The sequence below is a fragment of the Methyloferula stellata AR4 genome (assembly GCF_000385335.1).
Lineage (GTDB): Bacteria > Pseudomonadota > Alphaproteobacteria > Rhizobiales > Beijerinckiaceae > Methyloferula > Methyloferula stellata.
Window position 1 is genome coordinate 4074950 of sequence record NZ_ARWA01000001.1, and the last position, 19232, is coordinate 4094181.

Below are 19232 nucleotides of genomic sequence, written 5' to 3' on the forward strand. Positions count from 1 at the left end.
CGGCGGCTTTCGCTTCACCCTCTCCAAAAGCTCTGCGACCTTTCGGGATCATGCTCTAGTTAAACCGGAATTCGGCGTCGAACGCCTTGATTTCCGCCGGTTTGATGAGCTTCGAATGCCCCACCCTGACGCTATGCAAGGCGCCGTCGAGTTTCTCCCGCCAGAAGGTCAAAAACCGGATCAGGGTCGGGAAGTCCGGTGCTATATCATAGTCCTGCCAGATGAAGCTTTGGAGCAGACCGGGGTGATCCGGCATCCGGTACAGGATTTCGGCCGTCGTCAGACCATAGCCGGAAAGCTGCTTCAAGAAATCGTCCGATACCCTGCCATTTTGCGCTTGCTTCGACATCTTCGACCTCCGTGCCGGCCACAACGCCTGCGCGCAGATATTTGTTGCTTCAGGCCCTGTTCTGGTTCACGCGCCGCGAAGACTCGGAGAACCTGCCGTCACGCCCATATTGCGCATGCTTAAGGTTAAGCAAATGTTACGGGTGTGTGACAGGCGTGACTAGTGACAGCAAGCCACATGCCGGAGCTTTATGAAACCGGCCGTTTCAATCCGGCCAAAATCTCGCGCGTGTCGACATCGATTTCGATCGCTGAGTCGTCGATCGGACAGTCGAGAATAAGACGGTCTTGGCCCCCCAGAAGCGCCTTGGCGCCCCGGTCGCCTACGAGCATGGCGACCTCGGGAAAGAGTTTCCGGCCGATCAAAACAGGATTGCCTTGCCGCCCGTTCCGGAGAGGCACGACCGCATCGGGTTCGATTGGTGCATCCTCGAACCGAGCGATCAACCGGTCGATCACCTCGGCCGTCACAAAGGGCATATCGGCCAGGAGGATGATCGCGCCCCGGACCATGTCCGGCAGGGCGGCGACACCGGCCTTCAGGGAGGCGGAAAGCCCCTCTGTATAGGCGGGATTATGGACCACGAAGAGATCCAATCCCGCCACGCTGTCTTGGACTTTTTCGGCGGCATGGCCAGTGACAAGAACGACGCAAACGGCTTTGGAGGCGAGCGCCGCCTCCGCCGCATAACGGATCAAAGGCTTGCCATCGAGATCGGCGGCAAGCTTCGTCTCCTGCGGACCGCCGCCGAAACGGGTGGCCTGCCCGGCCGCCAGCAGAATCGCTGCGACCTCACGCATGACTGCCGGCGCAGGCTCTCACGCCGCCACCTCCGCTGCCGCCCGCAGGGGCTTTTGGCGGCGGGCCGAGACGAGTTCGCCGATAATGGAAACGGCGATTTCGGCAGGACTGATGGCGCCGATATCGAGGCCGATCGGCGCGTGAATCTTGCCAAGCTCGGCCTCGCCGAAGCCCAGACCCCGCAGGCGCTCCAACCGCTTGGCATGGGTTTTCCGCGAGCCTAGGGCGCCGATATAAAAGCACTCGGACTTCAAGGCTGCTGCCAAAGCCGGATCGTCGATCCTGGGATCATGGCAGAGTGCGACCACAGCGGTGAACCGGTCGAGCCCAAGTGGCGGCAGCGCCACCTCCGGCCATTCGGCGATGAGCGGCACATCCGGGAAACGCTCAAGGCTGGCGAAGGCCGTGCGCGGATCGACGATCACAATGTCGAGATCGATTAATTTGGCGATCGGGGCAAGCGCCTGCGAAATATGCACGGCGCCGATCGCGATCAGTCGCGACGGCGGGATCTGGACGCTCAGGAACCAGTCGCGTCCGTCATGATGGACGAGGCCGCTTTTTCCGAGGCCGACTTGGTCTTGAAGCGCACCGGCCAGCGGATCGGCGGCAATTTCATTTGCGCGCACAAGCCTTTGCGTGCCCGCGGCGAGATCCGTCACGAGCACGCAGGCGCGCCGCGCGGCGCGTTCGGCATTGAGGGCCGCGAGAAGGTCGAGCCGCATCAATCGACCCTTTCGACATAGACCTTGATCCTGCCGCCACAGGAGAGACCGGCGCGCCAGGCCGTCTCGTCGGCGACGCCAAATTCGAGCATGCGCGGCTTGCCGTCTTCGATCACGTCCTGCGCCTCGGTCACGACTTCACCCTCGACGCAACCGCCGGAGACGGAGCCGAGAAAGCCGCCGGTCTCGTCGATCAAGAGATGGCTCCCGACCGGACGCGGCGCCGATCCCCAGGTCTCCACCACGGTCGCTAGCGCGACCTGCCGGCCAGCCTGCTTCCACGCCTGGGCGGTGAGCAGAATATCATCTTCCGATGTCAGCATGATCCGACCACTCCGGTTTACCCTGAGCCTCTTTATACAGCCTATAACATATAGCCTACGGCCGAGGTTTTTCAGGGGCCTCGGCGCGTGCCGCCATCGCTATTCATCGTTCAATGGTTTGAATGAAGCTGCACGAATCTTTTTGTTGGGCTAAAAGGCAGTGGATTGGCCGGCTTCTGCCGGCAGAGGATTTTTTGAAACGAGGGTGACCCATGGCCGAATTGAGCATCGGTGGCGAAGCGTTCCACGTCGAGATCGAGGGCGACGAAGACGCGCCCGTTTTGATGTTGTCCAATGCGATGGGCGCAAATCTGCACATGTGGGACGCGCAAATTCCGGCCCTGCTCAAACACTATCGCGTGCTGCGCTATGATGCGCGCGGGCATGGCAACAGCGTCGTCTCGGAAGGCCCCTATTCAATCGCCGATCTCGGCCGCGACGCACTTGAGATCCTCGATACATTGGGTTTGGAAAAAGTCGATTTCCTCGGCCTCTCGCTCGGCGGCATGGTGGGTCAATGGCTTTTGACCCATGCGCCGAAGCGAATCGGCAAGGCCATTCTCTCCGATACGGCAGCTCAGATCGCCTCGCCGGATCTCTGGAACAGCCGGATTCAAACAGTCCTGCAAGACGGCATGGGCGCGGTCGCATCGAGCCTGATCGAACATTGGTTCACCAAGGATTTTCGCGATTCACATCCTGACGAGGTCGGCGAGATCGAGGATATGATTCTGAGAACGCCCCCCGAAGGATATGCGGCCACCTGCGCGGCGATCCGGGATGCCGATTTGCGCGAGGCGGTCCGTTCGATTCAGGCGCCGGTTCTCGTCATGGTCGGCCGTCACGACACCGTCACGCCGCAGGGCATAGCGGCGCTGCTGAGCAGCACGATCCCCAAGGCCAAGCTTGTCACGCTCGAAGCGGCGCATCTCTCGAATATCGAAGATGCAGAGCAATTCATTGAGAAAGCGCTCGAATTTCTTCTGGCGGAAGAGCCGGTCATCGAGCTTGAGCTTGAAGAGGTTTCCGAAGCTCCAGCTCCGAAAAAGCCGCGCAAGCCGCGCGTGAAGAAAGCGCCGGACGTGGAGATTGTGGTCGCGCCTGAACCGGTCGCCGTTACGACCCGCACCAAGAAGAAAGCCGCGGCCAAAAAGGCTCCGGTGAAAAAGGCAGCCGCCAAGAAAGCGGTGCCCAAAAAGGCCGCCGTCAAGAAGACTGCTGCCAAAAAGGCTGCGCCCAAGAAGGCCGTGAAAAAATCCGCCGCCAAGAAGACCGCGGTGAAGAAGACGGTTGCCAAGAAGGGCCCGATCAAAAAAGGCGCAATCAAGAAGGCCGCCACGAAGAAGGCAGTTAAAAAGACGGCCGTGAAGAAAACAGCGGCAAAGAAAAGCACCGTGAAGAAGGCTGTGAAAAAGACGCTGCCGTCACGCAAAGCCGGACCGGCGAAAGTAGCCCGCAAGCCCATCAAGAAGGCCGTCGCCAAGAAGAGCGTCGCAAAGAAGGCGAAGCGGCGCTGAGAGAACGCGCTAAGCCTCATCCTCAGGAGCATGCGTCTCGAAGGACGAGGGTTGGCACTTTGTAAGAAAGCACGCCGATCCCTCGCCCTTCGAGACGCCGCCTTTGGCGGCTCCTCAGGGTGAGGGACTAGCCCAGTCTCTACAGCGCGCGATATTTCCGGTGCACATAGGCCAGGCACTCGCTCTCCGGAGCGAAAGCCACTGCCTCGACCGCGCCGATCATGACGAAATGGGTCGTCACTTCCTTAGCCTCGATCAGGCGGCAATCGAAAGAGGCGAGCGCGGTCGCAAGCGCCGGCGCGCCGGTGACGAGCTTCGTCCAGGCGCCGGTCTTGAACCGCTCTTCGAGATGCTCGTCGGTGCGACCGGCGAAAATATTCGACAAAGCCTCATCCGGCGGCGCAAGCGTATTGATGCAGAAACAGCCATTGGCGATCATGCGCGCGGCCGAAGGCGAAGTCTTGTTGATGCAAAACAGCATCATCGGCGGCTCGACCGTGATCGAAGTCACGGCCGTTGCTGTGATGCCGCCAAGGCCGGCCGGTCCGTCCGTCGTCACAATATTGACCGCCGCCGCGAAACGGCTCATCGCTTCCTTGAAATGTGTGGGATCGACGCCTGAGCCAGGAGCAGCAACGGTAAGTTCGGCCATGATACACCTTGTTTTATAGTTGTAGGGCTTGGTTTTATCGTTTCGGGGTCTTGTCGTTTTCGGGGCTCGGCCTGCCGGTGCGACTGCCCCGGGCTTAGGGGGCCGAAAGGCCTTGATAGCAAAGGCTGCGCGACAAACAAAGCGACAGCATGATCACGCCTTGAAACAAATGCTTAGAATATGGTCCATCGCCTGAGGCAAAGGTACGGCATGGAAATCTTTCTGCAACAATTGATCAATGGACTGACCCTCGGCGCGATCTACGGCCTGATCGCGATCGGCTATACGATGGTCTTCGGCGTGATCGGCATGGTCAATTTCGCGCATGGCGATGTCTTCATGCTGTCGAGCTTCATCGCGCTCATCATCTTTCTCCTGCTGACGCAGGTCCTGGGCCTCGCATCGATCCCGCTCGATCTCGTGATCGTGCTCGTCGCTGCCATGGCGCTCACCGGCCTCTGGAATTTCATGATCGAGCGCCTCGCCTATAGACGCCTGCGCTCATCGTTCCGATTGGCGCCTTTGATCTCGTCGATCGGCATGTCGATCTTTCTGTCGAATTTCGTCGCGCTCGCGCAAGGCCCGCGCAACAAGGCCGTTCCCTCCATGCTCGACGAGGTTTTCAAGCTGACGCATGGGCACGGCTATGACGTCACTCTGTCGTTGAAGCAGATCCTCATCATCGCCGTCACGGCCGTGCTGCTCTTTGGCCTCTGGTATGTCGTCGAAAAGACGCCGCTCGGCCGCGCGCAGCGTGCCTGCGAGCAGGACCAGACCATGGCGGCTTTGCTTGGCGTCGATGTCGATCGCACGGTCTCTGCGACGTTCGTCATTGGCGCGGTGCTCGCGGCCGCCGCCGGCGTGCTTTACATGCTTTATTATGGTGTGGTGAATCCGAACGACGGATTCATCGCGGGAGTCAAAGCCTTCACGGCGGCGGTGCTCGGCGGCATCGGCTCTTTGCCCGGCGCCGTGCTCGGCGGCTTGCTGATCGGCCTCGTCGAGACCTTTTGGGCTGCTTATTTTTCCTCCGACTATAAGGATGTCGCGGCCTTCAGCGTGCTCGCCGTCACTTTGATCTTTCTGCCGCGCGGTCTTTTGGGCCGCGCCGACATCGAGAAAGTTTAACCGTGGGAACGGAAGGAATTCCGAGCAAAGTCAAAAGCGCCGGCCTCGCAGCGCTGATTATGCTCGGTCTTTCGTTTCCGATCGTCGCCTATCACGCCGATATGGATCTGACGCGCGGTCTCTTTCTCGAAAGCCGCTGGCCGCTGGTTGCACTCCTGGTAGGCGGGGTTTTCATCCTCCGCTTGCTCGGCGAGATCGTCCTCTCTTGGATGCATGGCAGACGCGCCGCCGCCGAAACGCCGAAGACCAAATACGGCGTTTCGCCAAACGCTCTTCGCCTCATCGGCTTTGCCGGGATCGGCGCGCTGATTGCCTTTCCGCTCGCCGCCGTCTTTACGCTCGGCCCGGCGGGCTCGCTCAAATGGATCGACAATTACGGCATTCAGATCCTGATCTATGTGATGCTCGGCTGGGGCTTGAACATCGTCGTCGGCCTCGCCGGCCTGCTCGATCTCGGCTATGTCGCCTTCTATGCCGTCGGCGCCTATGCCTATGCGCTGCTTGCGACGGATCTCGGCTGGTCCTTCTGGCTCTGCCTGCCGATCTGCGGCGCCATCGCGGCGCTCTTTGGCATAGCGCTCGGCTTTCCGGTGCTGCGGCTGCGCGGCGATTATCTCGCCATCGTCACTTTGGCCTTTGGCGAAATCACCCGCGTCGTCGCGGTCAATTGGACGGCGCTTACCAATGGCGATGCAGGTGTCAGCCTGATCCCGAAAATTACCTTCCTCGGCATTCCATTCACTAAAGGTGAAGCGGGTTTCGCCGCGCATTTCGGCCTTCCGTTTTTTCCGATCGAGCGAACGATCTTTCTTTATTATCTCATTCTTGCGCTCGCGCTGCTGACGAATTTCTTGACCACGCGGCTGCGCCGCTTGCCGCTCGGCCGCGTCTGGGAGGCGCTGCGCGAAGACGAGATCGCCTGCCGGTCGCTTGGCATCGACACGGTCAAAGCAAAACTCTCCGCCTTCGCGATCGGCGCGCTCATCGCAGGCATCGCCGGCGCCTTCTTCGCCGTGCGGCAGGGTTTCGTCTCGCCATCGAGCTTCGGCTTTATCGAATCCGCGACGATCCTTTCGATCGTCGTTTTAGGCGGCGCGGGCTCGCAGCTTGGCATCGTGCTCGCCGCGATCCTGATTATCGGCGGCTCGGAGTTTTTGCGCGAGCTCGACGTATTGCAGGAATTCTTCGGCTATACATTCGATCCGACGCAATATCGCATGTTGCTCGTCGGCCTCGCCATGGTCGCCATGATGAACTGGCGTCCGCGCGGTCTCGTCTCTGTGCGGCGGCCCTCGATCTTTCTGAAAAAAGCCAAGCCCGTCGCGGTCGAGCTTATCGCGGAAGGGCGCACTTGATGGCGCCTCCACTTTTGCGCGTCGAACATCTCACCATGCGTTTCGGCGGTCTGACCGCCGTAGACGATGTGAGCTTCGAGGCCAGAGGCGGCGAGATCACGGCGCTGATCGGACCGAACGGCGCCGGCAAGACGACCCTCTTCAATTGCATTACCGGTTTCTACAAACCGGATGCCGGCCGCATCGTCTTGATGCAAGGCGAGCCGAAGGCGGCCGATATCGACAGGCTGACGCGCTCCGGCCGCCGCCACGGCGTCTTTGCATCCGGCGACATTTGTCTTCTGGAGCGCATGAGCGATGCCGAGATCGCCCGTCGCGGACATGTGGCGCGGACTTTTCAGAATATACGGCTGTTCTCCGGCATGACGGCGCTCGAAAACCTGATCGTCGCGCGCCACAATCAATTGATGGCCGCGTCCGGCTATACGATCTTGGGTCTGCTCGGCATCGGCGCCTATCACACGACGGAAAAAGAAGCAGTCGAGGCAGCGAAATATTGGCTCGCCAAGATCGGCCTTGCCGAACACGCGGATGATGCGGCCGGCAATCTCTCCTATGGCGCGCAGCGCCAGCTCGAAATCGCCCGCGCCATGATGACGGAGCCGCTGCTTTTATGCCTCGACGAGCCCGCCGCCGGATTGAACGCAGCGGAATCATCGAAGCTTAACGAACTGCTGCGGGATATTCGCCAGACGCACGGCACGTCGATCCTGTTGATCGAGCATGACATGTCGGTCGTCATGAGCATATCCGACCACGTCGTGGTGCTCGACTATGGCCGCAAGATCGCCGAGGGCACGGCATCCGCCGTCCGCCGCGATGAAAATGTCGTCGCAGCCTATCTCGGCGTCGAAGACGACGAGCTGCGTTTGGCCGAGACAAAGGTCGGCGCATGAAAGCGGGGCCTTCTTCTTCGACGCTCTTGTCCATAGAGGGCGTCAAGGCCTTCTATGGGCCCGTCGCCGCCTTGAAGGGCGTCGCGCTCCATATCGATGAAGGCGAGATCGTTACATTGATCGGTGCCAATGGCGCCGGCAAATCGACGCTGATGATGACCATTTTCGGCAAGCCGCAGGCACGTGAAGGCCACATCCTTTTCGATGGCGAAGACATCACGCATCGCAAGACGCATGAGATCGCCCGCGCGGGTCTCGCGCAGGTGCCGGAAGGCCGCCGGGTTTTTCCGCGCATGACGGTGTTCGAAAATCTCCAAATGGGTGCCTTGAATGGCAATGGCAGTTTCGCCCGCGATCTCGAACGCGTGGTCGATCACTTCCCCTGGCTGGGCACCCGCGCGACACAACGTGCCGGCACGCTGTCGGGCGGCGAACAGCAGATGCTTGCGATCGGCCGCGCCTTGATGAGCCGCCCGCGGCTGCTGCTTCTCGACGAACCTTCTCTGGGTCTGGCGCCGCTCATCGTCAAGCAGATCTTCGACGTGCTTAAGCGGCTCAATCGCGACGAAGGCCTCACCGTGTTTCTCGTCGAGCAAAATGCCTATCATGCGCTGAAGCTTGCCGATCGCGCCTATGTCATGGTCAACGGCGAGATCAGCCATGCTGGCGCGGGGGCTGAGCTTCTCGCCCGCGACGATATCCGCGCCGCCTATCTCGGAGGCGCGTGATGCTGGGCTTTCTGGTGATTACGCTTGGCCTTGGCGGCACAGCAGCGGTCATGAGCGGACGCGCGCTCGCGCTGATCTGGCGCTCGCGCTGGCACATCGTCCTCGCCATGCTCCTGCTCGCCATGGCGGTCCGCTTTCTTCATTATGCCTTGCTTGGGGAGGCGCTTTTATCGGGCACGGCCTATATGATGGATGTCGCGGTGCTCTATTGCCTGGCTTGGCTCAGCTTTTCCTGGACACGACGAAGACAAATGAAACAGCAATATGGATGGCTCGCTGGAGAAACCTGATGCGTGTGAAAATCCTCGGTCTCCTTTTGCCGCTTGTGTTTGGCTTGCCAGCCGCGGCGCAAGTGCCGGTGCCATCGCCCGTGCAGGTCAAGATCGGCGTCGCTGGTCCGATGACAGGGCCTGACGCCGTCTTCGGATCGCAATTGCGCTTCGGCGTCGAGCAGGCGATCGAGGATATCAACGCCAGCGGCGGCATCATGGGCAAGAAGCTCAGGATCGCCATCGGCGACGATGCCGCCGATCCGAAGCAAGGCGTCTCCGTCGCCAACCGTTTCGTGAGCGACGGGATCAAGCTCGTCATCGGTCACTTCAATTCCGGCGTAACCATGCCAGCGACCGACATCTACGCCGAAAACAACATACTCGACATCACGCCCGCCTCGACCAATCCGCAGATCACCGATCGCGGCCTGGAGACAATCTTCCGCACCTGCGGGCGCGACGATCAGCAGGCGATCGTGGCCGCCAAATATCTCGCAAGCCTGAAGGACAAGAAGATCGCCTTTCTGCACGACAAGACGACCTATGGCAAAGGGCTCGCCGACGAGACGCGCAAGGATCTTGCCGCGCTCGGCGTCACGGATGTGCTTTATGAAGGCGTGAACAAGGGCGAGAAGGATTATTCCGCCGTCGTCTCGAAGATCAAAGCGTCGGGCGCCGACATCGTCTATTGGGGCGGCTATCACACCGAAGGCGGGTTGATCGTGCGGCAGATGCGCGACCAGGGCGTCATGGCGACCTTGATGGCGGGAGACGGATTGGCCTCCGACGAATATGCCGCGATCGGCGGTCCCGGTGTCGAAGGCACGCTGATGACCTTCCCCCCCGATCCGCGCAACAGGCCGGAAGCGGCCGAGGTCGTGGCAAGATATAAGGCCAAGAACATCAATCCGGAGACTTACACGCTCTATTCCTATGCCGCGCTCGAAGTCATCAAACAGGCGGCGGAAGCGGCGAAGTCTCTCGATCCGTTGGAGATCGCCAAGGCCATGCATTCCGGCATGACGTTCAAGACCGTGATCGGCGATTTAAGCTACGATAAAAAGGGCGATGTGACGCGCGCCGATTATACCGTCTTCGTCTGGCGCAAAGGCCCCGACGGCAAGATCAGCTATTACGAGCTGGACAAGCAGAGCTAGAAGCACAAATCCATCAGCTGCGTCATGCCCGGCCTTGAGCCGGGCATCCAAGAATGCGCTTACGATTTTCTGCGGAGTGCCTGGATGCGCGGGTCAAGCCCGCGCATGACGCGCCGAAGGTAGGTGCTCTTCACCCCAGATTGGCGAGACCCGGAAAGGTCTCGAGCAGCCAGAAGGACAGGTTCTGCAAAGAGCCGGTCAAAAAGGCGATGCCGGTCAAAATCAAGAGCACGCCGACGATGCGCTCGACTATGCCGAAATATTTTTTGAACCGTTTGAGAAACCCCATGCAGGGCTCGATGGCGAGCGCCGCCAGCAGAAACGGCACGCCTAGCCCGAGCGAATAAACGGCGAGAAGTCCGGCGCCTTTGCCTAAAGTCTCTTGTGAGGCGGCAACGGCCAGAATCGCCGCGAGGATCGGACCGATGCAGGGCGTCCAGCCGAAAGCGAAAGCGAGACCCAAGACATAGGCGCCCCAAAGGCCAAGCGGCTTATTCACTTCAAGCCGCGCCTCGCGATACATGAATGCGATACGAAAGACGCCCAAAAAATGCAGGCCCATGAGGATGATTGCGCCGCCGGCCAGCACCGACAGCACAGCAAGATGCTCACGCAAAACCTGGCCGAAGACTGAGGCCGTCGCGCCAAGCGCGACGAAGACCGTCGAGAAGCCCAATACGAAAAGCACCGCCGCGATGAAAATATCGCGCTGCGCGCGGCTCTCGCCCTCGCTCGCAACTTCTTCGATCGTCGTGCCGGCGATGAAGGTCAGATAGGGTGGGACCAGCGGTAAAACGCATGGACTGAGGAAGGAGAGAAGTCCCGCCGCAGCAGCTGCTGAAAAAGTGACATCGAGAGCCATGCCCCGCTTCTAACAAACCATTCTTGAGGAAGCATGACCTTTCAGACAGGTTTGGCCTTAAGGTTTTTATCCCGGCCCTCCCGCTCGAAGCAGAGCTTCCGGCACCGCGATCGCCATTTCCGTTTAAATAATTGATTTAACTTATTTTTTTATTGCAAAGCTAAAACGGTGGCGCAAGGTCTTATGTGTTCTGGGGGACGCAAGATCACAAAATCGTTTGTTCAAGCGCCGGGAGTCGGCTTCGAAACAAGACATTTTTAGCCGATCCGGGTTATGACACATTCATGATTTCAAGCGTCTTTTCATTCCGGCAAAGCGCCTTGGCCGGTTCGGTCACGTCCTTCCATGTGCAGGGATCAGCCACATGGGAATGATGATCGCCTTCGTCTGCAACATCATGTTCAATTTCGTGATCGGGCTGTCGGTCGCGAAATTTCTGGGCCCCGAGGAGTTCGGCCGCTTCGCCTTGGCGCTTGCAACCGCCATGGCCGTGCAGACGGCGTTCTTCGATTGGCTCCGGCTCGGCGCGACACGGTTTTATTCGGAACGCATCCGTACCGAAGACCCGGGCCTGCGGGCGACGCTTGATGTGTCCTTCACAGTCATCGCCGTGGGTCTGACGATCGGTACCGCCGTGCTGCTCATGGCCGGCATCAACTTTCCGCTCTCGAACGGGCTCATCGCGCTCGCCGTCGGCTCGTCCATCACCAATGCGTTTTTCGATTATACGTCGGCCTTGGTGCGGGCGCGTTTCCACAACAAGCTCTATACGCGGCTGATCGTCGTTAAAAATGTCCTATCGCTCGCGCTTGTCGGCGGCGGTGCCTTCTGGTTCGGCTCCGCGAAAATGGCGCTCGTCGGCAGCATCCTGAGCATGAGCTGTACATTGATCACGGCGCGCGCGGCGCTGCACGATCCGGGCGCCGAAGTCCGCTCGGCAAAAGGCTCGATCGCAGAATCGGTCGCCGCCTATGCTTTGCCGATCGTCGGCGCGAACCTGCTCTATCTCCTGATCCCGCTTGCCAACAGGTCCATCGTCACGGTGCTCTACGGCTTTTCCGAAACCGGGCAATTTTCACTGGCCTATGACATCGGAACCAAGGCCGTGCAGGCGATCGGCTCGACGCTCGACGTGTTCTTGTTTCAGATCGCGGTCGCGACGCACGAGCGCCATGGCGCGGCGCGCGCGCGCCAGCAGATCGCGCATAATATGGCGATCGTCATTGCCATCCTTCTGCCTGCCTGCACGGGCATCTGGCTGATTCTTCCGTCGATCGAGCAATTGATCGTACCCGTGCAATATCGCGGACCTTTCGGCGAGCTTCTGCCGCTGATGATGACCGGGCTCTTCTGCTCCGGCCTCATTCAATTCGGCATCAATCCGATCTTTCAGATCTCCAAGCGGACGGGACCGTTGATCGCGGCCGCCGCCGTCGCCTGCGTCGTCGATCCGCTTTTGGTTTTCATCCTGCCGCGCAGCACTGACGCATCGAGCCTTGCCATCGCCCAGGCAGGCGCCTTCGCCGCCGCGCTCATCGCCTTGATTTTCTTTGCCTGCGCGTCGAAGCCGCAATGGCCGTCGGTGCGCGATCTCGCGGCGACAGCGCTTGGTACCGCCTCAATGGCCGCGGCCCTTCTACCATTCCGTGAGCAGGAACCCGGTGTCGTGACGCTCCTGGTGCAAATATCGGCGGGCGTTTTCGTCTATGCGTTTTTTGTCGTGATGCTCGATATCGCCGGCCTGCGCGGCCTGGTCTTGAACTATCTGCGGCCTGTCGTCCGGCGGCTGCGCACGCTTTAATCATCCATTTTGGACGCATGATCCTTCCCAAAAAGTCTGCACCTTTTTGGAATCATGCTCTAATCTTCGTCATCCGCTAGCGCATGAGGACGTTGCATCAGCAGCGTCACCCAGCCTTCGATTTCGAGGCGATGACTAAGCCGCAGGCCTTGCGCGCCATAGGCCGAGATGACGCCAGGAACGTCCCGCGCAAGCAGCCCTGAGAGAATGATCTCGCCTCCCGACGCCATGTGCTGCACGACAGCCGCCGCCATGCGGCGCAAAGGCCGCGCCAAAATATTCGCAAAGACGAGATCGTAAGGGGCGCCTGCCGCAAGCTTCGGATGCGCAAGCCCGGCCGCATGGACCGGCCGCACATAGGCCGCGGCGCCATTGAGCCGCGCATTGGATGCCGCCGCCGCGACGGAAACGGAATCGATATCGCTCGCCTGCACCCGGCGATGAAAAAGCCGCGCGGCGGCAATGGCAAGCACGCCGCTGCCGGTACCAAGATCGAGGATGGCCAGCGGCTTGCGGCGTTTCGCGACGCGATCGAGCATCAAAAGGCAGCCGCGCGTCGAGCCGTGATGGCCCGTGCCGAAGGCCAGCGCCGCCTCGATTTCGAGGCCAATATCGTTTTCCCGTAAGGCCGCGCGGTCATGCGCGCCATGCACCAGAAAGCGTCCGGCCCGCACGGGGACTAGGCCTTCGAGCGACGCGGCCACCCAATCCTTTTGATCGATGCGCGCGAAAACCGCCGCCGCGGCGGCGGCGGGCCCGGCGGCGCATTCAACCAGAGCGCGAATGCCGTCCTCATCCGGCGGATGGCCGAAATAGACCTCGACGATCCAGGGAACCTCTTTCCAGTCTTTGGTATTCGTCACGGCTTCGAAGGCAGAGGCCGCGGTCTCTGCCGGATCGTAGGTCTCGACGATAATATCGGCAATGCGGCGCGCTATTCCCTCATCGCATTCGAGCCGCATGACATGGGCGGCTTTATTGGGCGGCAGACCTTCGAGCATGTGCGCCGGTAGCATGGGCGGCCCCGTCCCGCAAGAAATGAGAAGGCGAGCAGCCATTCGATGTCATTGGCGCGTCCGACGGACAGGTCTATGCTACGGCCATGATCTCGCTGTCCCGGCTTCCTTCCCTCGTCCTCTGCGTCGGCGCGTTTTGTCTTGCCGCGGCTCCGCTCAGCGCGCAGGAGACCCCGCTAAAGGAGTCTTCTCCCACCGAGCCCACGGCGCCGGAACCGGCGCCCGAAGCGCCACTTCCGATGCAGAAAGTGCCGCTCGATGTTCCGATGGAGGCCTTTGGCACGGCCAATCCCGCCTGTGTGGAATGGACAGATGGCTGCCGGACCTGCTCACGGGACGCCACAAACAACGTCTCCTGTTCGACGCCCGGCATCGCCTGTCTGCCGCATGACATCGCCTGCAAGAAGGAACGCGGAAAATAAAGAAAAGGCCAGCCCGTATGCATAATCACCTTTTTCGGCATGCTTTGTGCGGAAGGCGTCGCAAACCTCTCCAACCGGCGGAGCCTTGAGATGAAGATCGCCTGTTGGATCTTGGCGATCGTGGCTTTGGTCTATGTCACGACTATGATCGGCCTGACATGGGTGCAGCGCACGCTGCTTTATTTTCCGGTCCAGGAGACGATGACGCCGGCCGCCGCGGGTTTTCCGAAGGCCGAAGTGCTGCATATCGAGACGGCGGATAAAGAAAATCTGGTCGCCTGGTATGTGCCGGCCGAAAGCGGCAAAATGCTGTTTCTCTATTTTCAGGGCAATGGCGGCGGCCTTTCGGATCGGGTCGAGCGCTTCATACCTATGACCGAGGATGGCAGAGGATTGCTCGCCGTCGCCTATCGCTCCTATTTCGGCTCGACGGGCACCGCTACGGAAGCGGGCCTGCACCTCGATGCCGATGCCGCTTATGCTGAGGCCATAAAGCTCGGCTACACGCCGGATCGTATCGTCGTCGTGGGGGAATCGCTTGGCACTGGCGTCGCCGTCGCCCTCGCCGCGCAGAAGCCTGTGGCCGCGCTCATTCTGGATTCGCCCTATACCTCGACCCTTGATGTCGCCTCGGCAACCTATTGGATGTTTCCGTTACGGCTGTTGATGTGGGACCAATATCATTCGGACAAGCTGATCGGCAAAATTCATGTGCCGGTGCTGATCGCGCATGGCATGCACGATGAAATGATTCCGCTGCGTTTTGGCAAAGCGCTTTTCGATCTCGCCAACGAACCGAAGACCTTGATCGAGGTTCCCGGCGCCGGGCATGTCATGCTCGGGAAGCCGGAGGTTTGGCAAAAGGTCGTGCAATGGCTCGATGCCAATGTTCACCCGGCCAATGCGATCCGCAGTTCATCGCAGGATCGATAAAAGGCTCGGACTTTTGTTCACAGGTAATCCACAAGCGCTCGACAGGTTTTCAACAGCCTATCCACAGTCAGCCCGGCTGTAGAAAACTCTCCAGCACCATCTTGCGGCCGGCCTTGTCGAAATCGACCGTGAGCTTATTGCCGTCGACGGCCGCGACCTTGCCGTAGCCGAATTTGATGTGAAAGACCCGCACGCCTTTTTCGAAGGCTGAGCCGACGGAGGATTTGGCGACAAGCTCGCCTTCGATCGTCATCGGACCGCGCGAAGGCCGCGTCTGCGTTTTGGCAGCGGCGCGGCGCGGTGCCGCGCCGTTGAACGTGCTTTGCTCTTCCTCAGCGCCCGAGCCGCCGGTACGACGCTGTGCGCGCTGCCAGCCGGGCGTCGCGTAAGAGGACGTATAGGTGTCCATATTGGCGAAGCGCGATTGCGCATAGCCGCCATAGGCCGCGCCTGTCGGCGCTTCGACGACCTCGACATGATCGGCTGGAAGCTCGTCCAAAAAGCGCGAGGGAATCGTCGTCTGCCAGAGCCCGTGAATCCGGCGATTGGTTGCGAAATAGATTTTCGCGATGCGCTTAGCGCGCGTCAACCCGACATAGGCGAGCCGGCGTTCTTCTTCCAATCCGGCGCGGCCGGATTCATCGAGCGAGCGCTGATGCGGAAACAGGCCTTCTTCCCAGCCGGGCAGGAAGACGGTCTCGAATTCGAGACCCTTGGCGGCATGCAGCGTCATGATGGAAACGCGTGGACCCGCGTCCTTATTGTCGACGTCCATGACCAGCGAAATATGCTCGAGGAAGGCGCCAAGATCGGGAAACTCCTCCATCGAGCGCACAAGCTCTTTCAAGTTTTCGAGCCGGCCCGCGGCTTCCGCCGTGCGGTCCTTCTGCCACATGTCGGTATAGCCGGATTCCTCCAGGATCGTCTCGGCCAATTCGCCCTGCGGCTTTTGATCGATGAGGCTTGCCCAGCGGTCGAAGTCCGAGAGGAGGCCGCGCAACGTCTGCCTCTGCTTCGGCTTCAATTCCTCCGTCTCGATCATGTTGCGCGCGGCCTGCATCAAGGGAATGCGGGCGCGCCTGGCATGATCGTGCAGAAGCTGCAAAGTCGCATCGCCGAGACCACGTTTCGGCACATTGAAGATGCGCTCGAAGGCGAGATCGTCGGCAGGCTGCGCGACGCAGCGCAGATAGGCAAGCGCATCGCGGATTTCGGCGCGTTCATAGAAACGCGGACCGCCGATCACCTTATAAGGCAGGCCGAGCGTGATGAAGCGCTCTTCGAATTCGCGCATCTGAAACGAAGCACGGACAAGAATGGCGACTTCGTCGAGGCTCATGTCCTTGCGCTGCAGGCGCTCGATCTCTTCGCCGATGCCGCGCGCCTCTTCCTCCGAATCCCAGACACCCGTGACGGTCGGCATGTCGCCCGCGACATCGTCGGTGAAGAGCGTCTTGCCGAGACGGCCTTCGTTATGCGCGATAAGATTGGCGGCTGCCGCGAGAATATGGCCGGTCGAGCGGTAATTGCGCTCGAGCCTGATGATCTTCGCGCCGGGAAAATCCTTTTCGAAGCGCAGGATGTTGTCGACCTCGGCGCCGCGCCAGCCATAGATCGACTGATCGTCGTCGCCGACGCAGCAGACATTGTGACGGCCCTGCGCGAGCAGCCGCAGCCACAAATATTGGACCGTGTTCGTATCCTGATATTCGTCGACGAGCATATAGCGGAAGCGCTCTTGGTAAGTCTTGAGCACATCCGCGTTCTCGCGGAAGAGCCGCAGACATTCGAGCATGAGATCGCCGAAATCCGTGGCATTCAGGATTTTCAACCGCTCCTGATAATGCGCGTAAAGCTCGCCGCCTTTGCCATTGGCGAAGGCTTGCGCTTCGCCTGCCGGCACCTGCGCCGGTGTGAGCCCGCGATTCTTCCAGGCATCGATCTGATAGGCGAGCGAGCGCGCCGGCCAGCGCTTGTCGTCAATATCCGCGGCCTGCAAAACCTGTTTCAGAAGCCGGATCTGATCATCCGTATCGAGAATCGTGAAATCGGATTTCAGCCCGACCAGCTCGGCGTGGCGGCGCAGGATCTTGGCCGATATGGCGTGAAAGGTCCCAAGCCAGGGCATGCCTTCGGCGACAGGACCCGCCAAAAAAGCGATGCGGTCTTTCATCTCGCGCGCGGCCTTATTGGTGAAGGTCACGGCGAGAATTTCATGCGGCCGCGCGCGGCCGGTCGCCAGAAGATGCGCGATCCTTGTCGTCAGCACCCGCGTCTTGCCGGTTCCGGCACCGGCCAGCACCAGTACCGGGCCTTCGGTCGCCTCGACAGCCTCGCGCTGCTCGGCATTCAGCCCGTCGAGATAGCGGGCATGGCCGGACGCGGCCCGCGCCCGTGCCGCGATCCCGCCCTCTTGCAGGGCATGCGGCTCGGCAGCCTTCTGCTCCGCTCTGGCAAAGGATTTGGTCAAGCTGCGCGCTCCCGAGCACGATTCCGAAAAGCTGCAAACTTTTCGGTCAAGATCATGCGCCAAAACAAAGATTCAGACGTAGCCGCCATTATGCGCCCAAATCACGATGATTTTGGATTGAATCAATCCAAAATCATCGTGATCGATCCTAAGGGAATAGAGCGGGATGCGGGCGGAAAACCGCTGCACACTTTTCCTCATCCCGCTCTAGACGAACAAAAAGCGAATCATCTGTCCAATGTGGGGCTTCAGCGCGGCCCTGTCGAGGCAGGATGAGCGGCCGTTTCCCTATAAACGGGGAAACGCCTTTGTCCGCGCGGCCCTAAGCTCGGCCGCGCCACATCTATAGGGCGTAAGCGGTATCCTCAGACCGGGCAGCGCGAGGGCCTGCCCTCTTGGTCATGGAACGGAAAAAGTCCGGCGCGGAAGCTTTCGGCCATATGGTGGGCTTTGGCGATGGCCTTTTCCGCATAGTCGGGCGGCAAAGCCTCGTTCGCCGTTTCGGTGAAGAGCTTCAGCCAAATGCCGAAATGCTCGAGCTCGATCGGCAGTTTCACGTGAGCGACATAGGGATGGCCGTTGTAACGGTCGGTCTGCAGCAGAACCTTCGACCAGAAATTCGCAACGACGCGCAAATGCACATCCCAATCGTCGACGGCTGCATTGAAGATCGGTCCAAGGTCTGGATCCTTGCGGGCCTTGGCATAGAAATCTCGCACCAGATTCGTGATGGCCTGTTCCATCTCAATCGTTTCAGCTTCCGTCACGGCCAAGACCCTCAGACATATTCACTTGTATCTAATTATATATAAGAACCGATCCCTTACGTCAGGCGTTTTGCCGCAGCTGAAGCGGGGCAAGCAAACCAAGTCCGTCACAACCGCAGTCGCAAGGGAAAAGTGGGATGATCCTCGCGAAGCGGGTTTCTTTCAACGGTCGCATTGCCGCGTCAGTTCTGATTGCGAGCCTGATCGGTATCGTGCCTGCGCATGCACGATACCGGATTCATCCACCCCGTTCACTCTTTGCGCCTGGCCTCGAGATACCTCTACCGCCCAAACGGCCGCCCGATCTCATACCGCCGCCCGAAGCGGAGCATGCGCCGGCGCAACCTGAAACAACGGCCCCCGATCCCGCCTGCGCGCGCGTGCTCGCCAGCGCCAGACTCGTCGCGACCTCTATCGCGCCCATCGGCGGATCGGAAGGCTGCGGCATCGCAACGCCGGTCAAACTCGCTGCGGTGGTGCTCGCGGATGGCACCCATGTGTTGCTTGAACCGCCGGCCACAATCCGTTGCACGCTTGCCGAAGCACTCGGCGATTGGGTGCGCGACGACATCGCGCCGCTCGCCGAAAAGACCGGCAGCGGCCTTTCGAAACTCATCGGGTCGGAAGGCTACGAATGCCGGCCGCGCAATCGCGTGGAGGGCGCGAAGCTCAGCGAGCACGGAAAAGGCAATGCTTATGATCTGTTGGGTGTCGCGCTGCACAATGGTCAAAAGCTTATGCTCGACCGTCAAACCGAGGCGCGCGATTTCATGTCCTCATTGAAGAGCGCGAGCTGTGCGAGGTTCATGACCGTGCTCGGTCCCGGCTCCGACGGTTACCACGAGAGCCACCTCCATGTGGATCTCGCCGAGCGGCACAGCGGCTATAAAATCTGCCAATGGGATTTGAAGTAAGGCCACCGCAAGGACGCAACATCCGTTTGCGTCGTGCAAGGCAGCTGCGTTGAAACACTGACGGCGGTCGGCTTCATTTGCTATTGCGCGAATCACATCGCCATAGGCACATTGTTTCAAGCGCGTCGCATAGAGGCCAGGATC

At 60.3% G+C, this 19232-nt stretch carries 21 protein-coding genes; 12 read left to right on the forward strand and 9 right to left on the reverse strand.

Annotated features, from left to right (window positions below):
* Positions 1-55: 55 nt before the first annotated feature.
* The 4 genes from A3OQ_RS0120220 to A3OQ_RS0120235 form a co-directional block, all read right to left on the reverse strand.
* Positions 56-349, reverse strand: a complete 294-nt coding sequence (locus A3OQ_RS0120220; protein ID WP_020177267.1) for an usg protein — start codon at positions 347-349, stop codon at positions 56-58.
* Between the two features lie 188 nt (positions 350-537).
* On the reverse strand, positions 538-1149 hold the full coding sequence (locus tag A3OQ_RS0120225; protein WP_020177268.1) for a nucleotidyltransferase family protein: 612 nt from the start codon (positions 1147-1149) through the stop codon (positions 538-540).
* 18 nt (positions 1150-1167) lie between these two features.
* Positions 1168-1875 (reverse strand): XdhC family protein, encoded by a 708-nt coding sequence (locus A3OQ_RS0120230; protein WP_020177269.1) that lies wholly within the window; start codon positions 1873-1875, stop codon positions 1168-1170.
* Positions 1875-2198 carry an XdhC family protein gene (locus tag A3OQ_RS0120235; RefSeq protein WP_020177270.1) on the reverse strand — a complete coding sequence of 108 codons (324 nt, stop codon included), beginning with the start codon at positions 2196-2198 and terminating at the stop codon, positions 1875-1877. The genes A3OQ_RS0120230 and A3OQ_RS0120235 overlap by 1 nt, the downstream gene beginning before the upstream one ends.
* A 212-nt stretch (positions 2199-2410) precedes the next feature.
* Between A3OQ_RS0120235 and pcaD the strand changes: the two genes are divergently transcribed.
* A complete protein-coding gene (pcaD, locus tag A3OQ_RS24950; protein ID WP_020177271.1) occupies positions 2411-3715 on the forward strand; it encodes a 3-oxoadipate enol-lactonase in 1305 nt (434 codons plus the stop codon).
* A gap of 139 nt (positions 3716-3854) precedes the next feature.
* Here the strand turns inward: pcaD and A3OQ_RS0120245 are convergent, their stop codons facing one another.
* Entirely contained in the window at positions 3855-4367 is a 513-nt protein-coding gene (locus A3OQ_RS0120245; protein ID WP_020177272.1) for a flavin reductase family protein, read from the reverse strand.
* Between the two features lie 210 nt (positions 4368-4577).
* On the opposite strand from A3OQ_RS0120245, the gene A3OQ_RS0120250 reads away from it, so the two are divergent.
* The 6 genes from A3OQ_RS0120250 to A3OQ_RS0120275 are packed head-to-tail and all read left to right on the forward strand — an operon-like array spanning position 4578 to position 9903.
* Complete coding sequence (locus tag A3OQ_RS0120250) at positions 4578-5495, forward strand: branched-chain amino acid ABC transporter permease (protein WP_020177273.1); 918 nt, start codon at positions 4578-4580, stop codon at positions 5493-5495.
* A gap of 2 nt (positions 5496-5497) precedes the next feature.
* Positions 5498-6850, forward strand: a complete 1353-nt coding sequence (gene livM, locus A3OQ_RS0120255) for a high-affinity branched-chain amino acid ABC transporter permease LivM (RefSeq protein ID WP_020177274.1) — start codon at positions 5498-5500, stop codon at positions 6848-6850.
* Positions 6850-7746, forward strand: a complete 897-nt coding sequence (locus A3OQ_RS0120260) for an ABC transporter ATP-binding protein (protein ID WP_020177275.1) — start codon at positions 6850-6852, stop codon at positions 7744-7746. The genes livM and A3OQ_RS0120260 overlap by 1 nt, the downstream gene beginning before the upstream one ends.
* Positions 7743-8474 (forward strand): ABC transporter ATP-binding protein, encoded by a 732-nt coding sequence (locus tag A3OQ_RS0120265; RefSeq protein ID WP_020177276.1) that lies wholly within the window; start codon positions 7743-7745, stop codon positions 8472-8474. The genes A3OQ_RS0120260 and A3OQ_RS0120265 overlap by 4 nt, the downstream gene beginning before the upstream one ends.
* Entirely contained in the window at positions 8474-8764 is a 291-nt protein-coding gene (locus tag A3OQ_RS0120270; RefSeq protein ID WP_020177277.1) for a DUF6867 family protein, read from the forward strand. The genes A3OQ_RS0120265 and A3OQ_RS0120270 overlap by 1 nt, the downstream gene beginning before the upstream one ends.
* A complete protein-coding gene (locus A3OQ_RS0120275; protein WP_020177278.1) occupies positions 8764-9903 on the forward strand; it encodes a branched-chain amino acid ABC transporter substrate-binding protein in 1140 nt (379 codons plus the stop codon). Before A3OQ_RS0120270 ends, A3OQ_RS0120275 begins: the two co-directional genes overlap by 1 nt.
* Before the next feature lie 130 nt (positions 9904-10033).
* Here A3OQ_RS0120275 and A3OQ_RS0120280 read toward each other — a convergent pair whose 3' ends face one another.
* A complete protein-coding gene (locus A3OQ_RS0120280; RefSeq protein ID WP_020177279.1) occupies positions 10034-10765 on the reverse strand; it encodes a cytochrome c biogenesis CcdA family protein in 732 nt (243 codons plus the stop codon).
* Positions 10766-11129: 364 nt separating this feature from the next.
* On the opposite strand from A3OQ_RS0120280, the gene A3OQ_RS0120290 reads away from it, so the two are divergent.
* Positions 11130-12566: a lipopolysaccharide biosynthesis protein gene (locus tag A3OQ_RS0120290; protein ID WP_020177281.1), complete on the forward strand. Its 1437-nt coding sequence runs from the start codon at positions 11130-11132 to the stop codon at positions 12564-12566.
* 59 nt (positions 12567-12625) lie between these two features.
* Here A3OQ_RS0120290 and A3OQ_RS0120295 read toward each other — a convergent pair whose 3' ends face one another.
* Positions 12626-13567: a 50S ribosomal protein L11 methyltransferase gene (locus tag A3OQ_RS0120295; protein ID WP_020177282.1), complete on the reverse strand. Its 942-nt coding sequence runs from the start codon at positions 13565-13567 to the stop codon at positions 12626-12628.
* 101 nt (positions 13568-13668) lie between these two features.
* Between A3OQ_RS0120295 and A3OQ_RS23175 the strand changes: the two genes are divergently transcribed.
* Both A3OQ_RS23175 and A3OQ_RS23180 read left to right on the forward strand, forming a co-directional pair.
* Complete coding sequence (locus A3OQ_RS23175; RefSeq protein ID WP_020177283.1) at positions 13669-14004, forward strand: hypothetical protein; 336 nt, start codon at positions 13669-13671, stop codon at positions 14002-14004.
* A 90-nt stretch (positions 14005-14094) separates the two neighbouring features.
* On the forward strand, positions 14095-14937 hold the full coding sequence (locus tag A3OQ_RS23180) for an alpha/beta hydrolase (RefSeq protein WP_152428547.1): 843 nt from the start codon (positions 14095-14097) through the stop codon (positions 14935-14937).
* A 67-nt stretch (positions 14938-15004) separates the two neighbouring features.
* Here the strand turns inward: A3OQ_RS23180 and A3OQ_RS0120310 are convergent, their stop codons facing one another.
* A complete protein-coding gene (locus tag A3OQ_RS0120310) occupies positions 15005-17407 on the reverse strand; it encodes an ATP-dependent helicase (RefSeq protein WP_051116059.1) in 2403 nt (800 codons plus the stop codon).
* A 54-nt stretch (positions 17408-17461) separates the two neighbouring features.
* Between A3OQ_RS0120310 and A3OQ_RS24955 the strand changes: the two genes are divergently transcribed.
* Complete coding sequence (locus A3OQ_RS24955) at positions 17462-17683, forward strand: hypothetical protein (protein WP_051116060.1); 222 nt, start codon at positions 17462-17464, stop codon at positions 17681-17683.
* A gap of 89 nt (positions 17684-17772) precedes the next feature.
* Here A3OQ_RS24955 and A3OQ_RS0120320 read toward each other — a convergent pair whose 3' ends face one another.
* Positions 17773-18174 carry a group III truncated hemoglobin gene (locus tag A3OQ_RS0120320; protein ID WP_244427211.1) on the reverse strand — a complete coding sequence of 134 codons (402 nt, stop codon included), beginning with the start codon at positions 18172-18174 and terminating at the stop codon, positions 17773-17775.
* 137 nt (positions 18175-18311) lie between these two features.
* Between A3OQ_RS0120320 and A3OQ_RS23185 the strand changes: the two genes are divergently transcribed.
* Positions 18312-19088, forward strand: coding sequence for an extensin-like domain-containing protein (locus tag A3OQ_RS23185; RefSeq protein ID WP_020177288.1), 777 nt, complete (start codon positions 18312-18314; stop codon positions 19086-19088).
* Positions 19089-19232 lie beyond the last annotated feature (144 nt).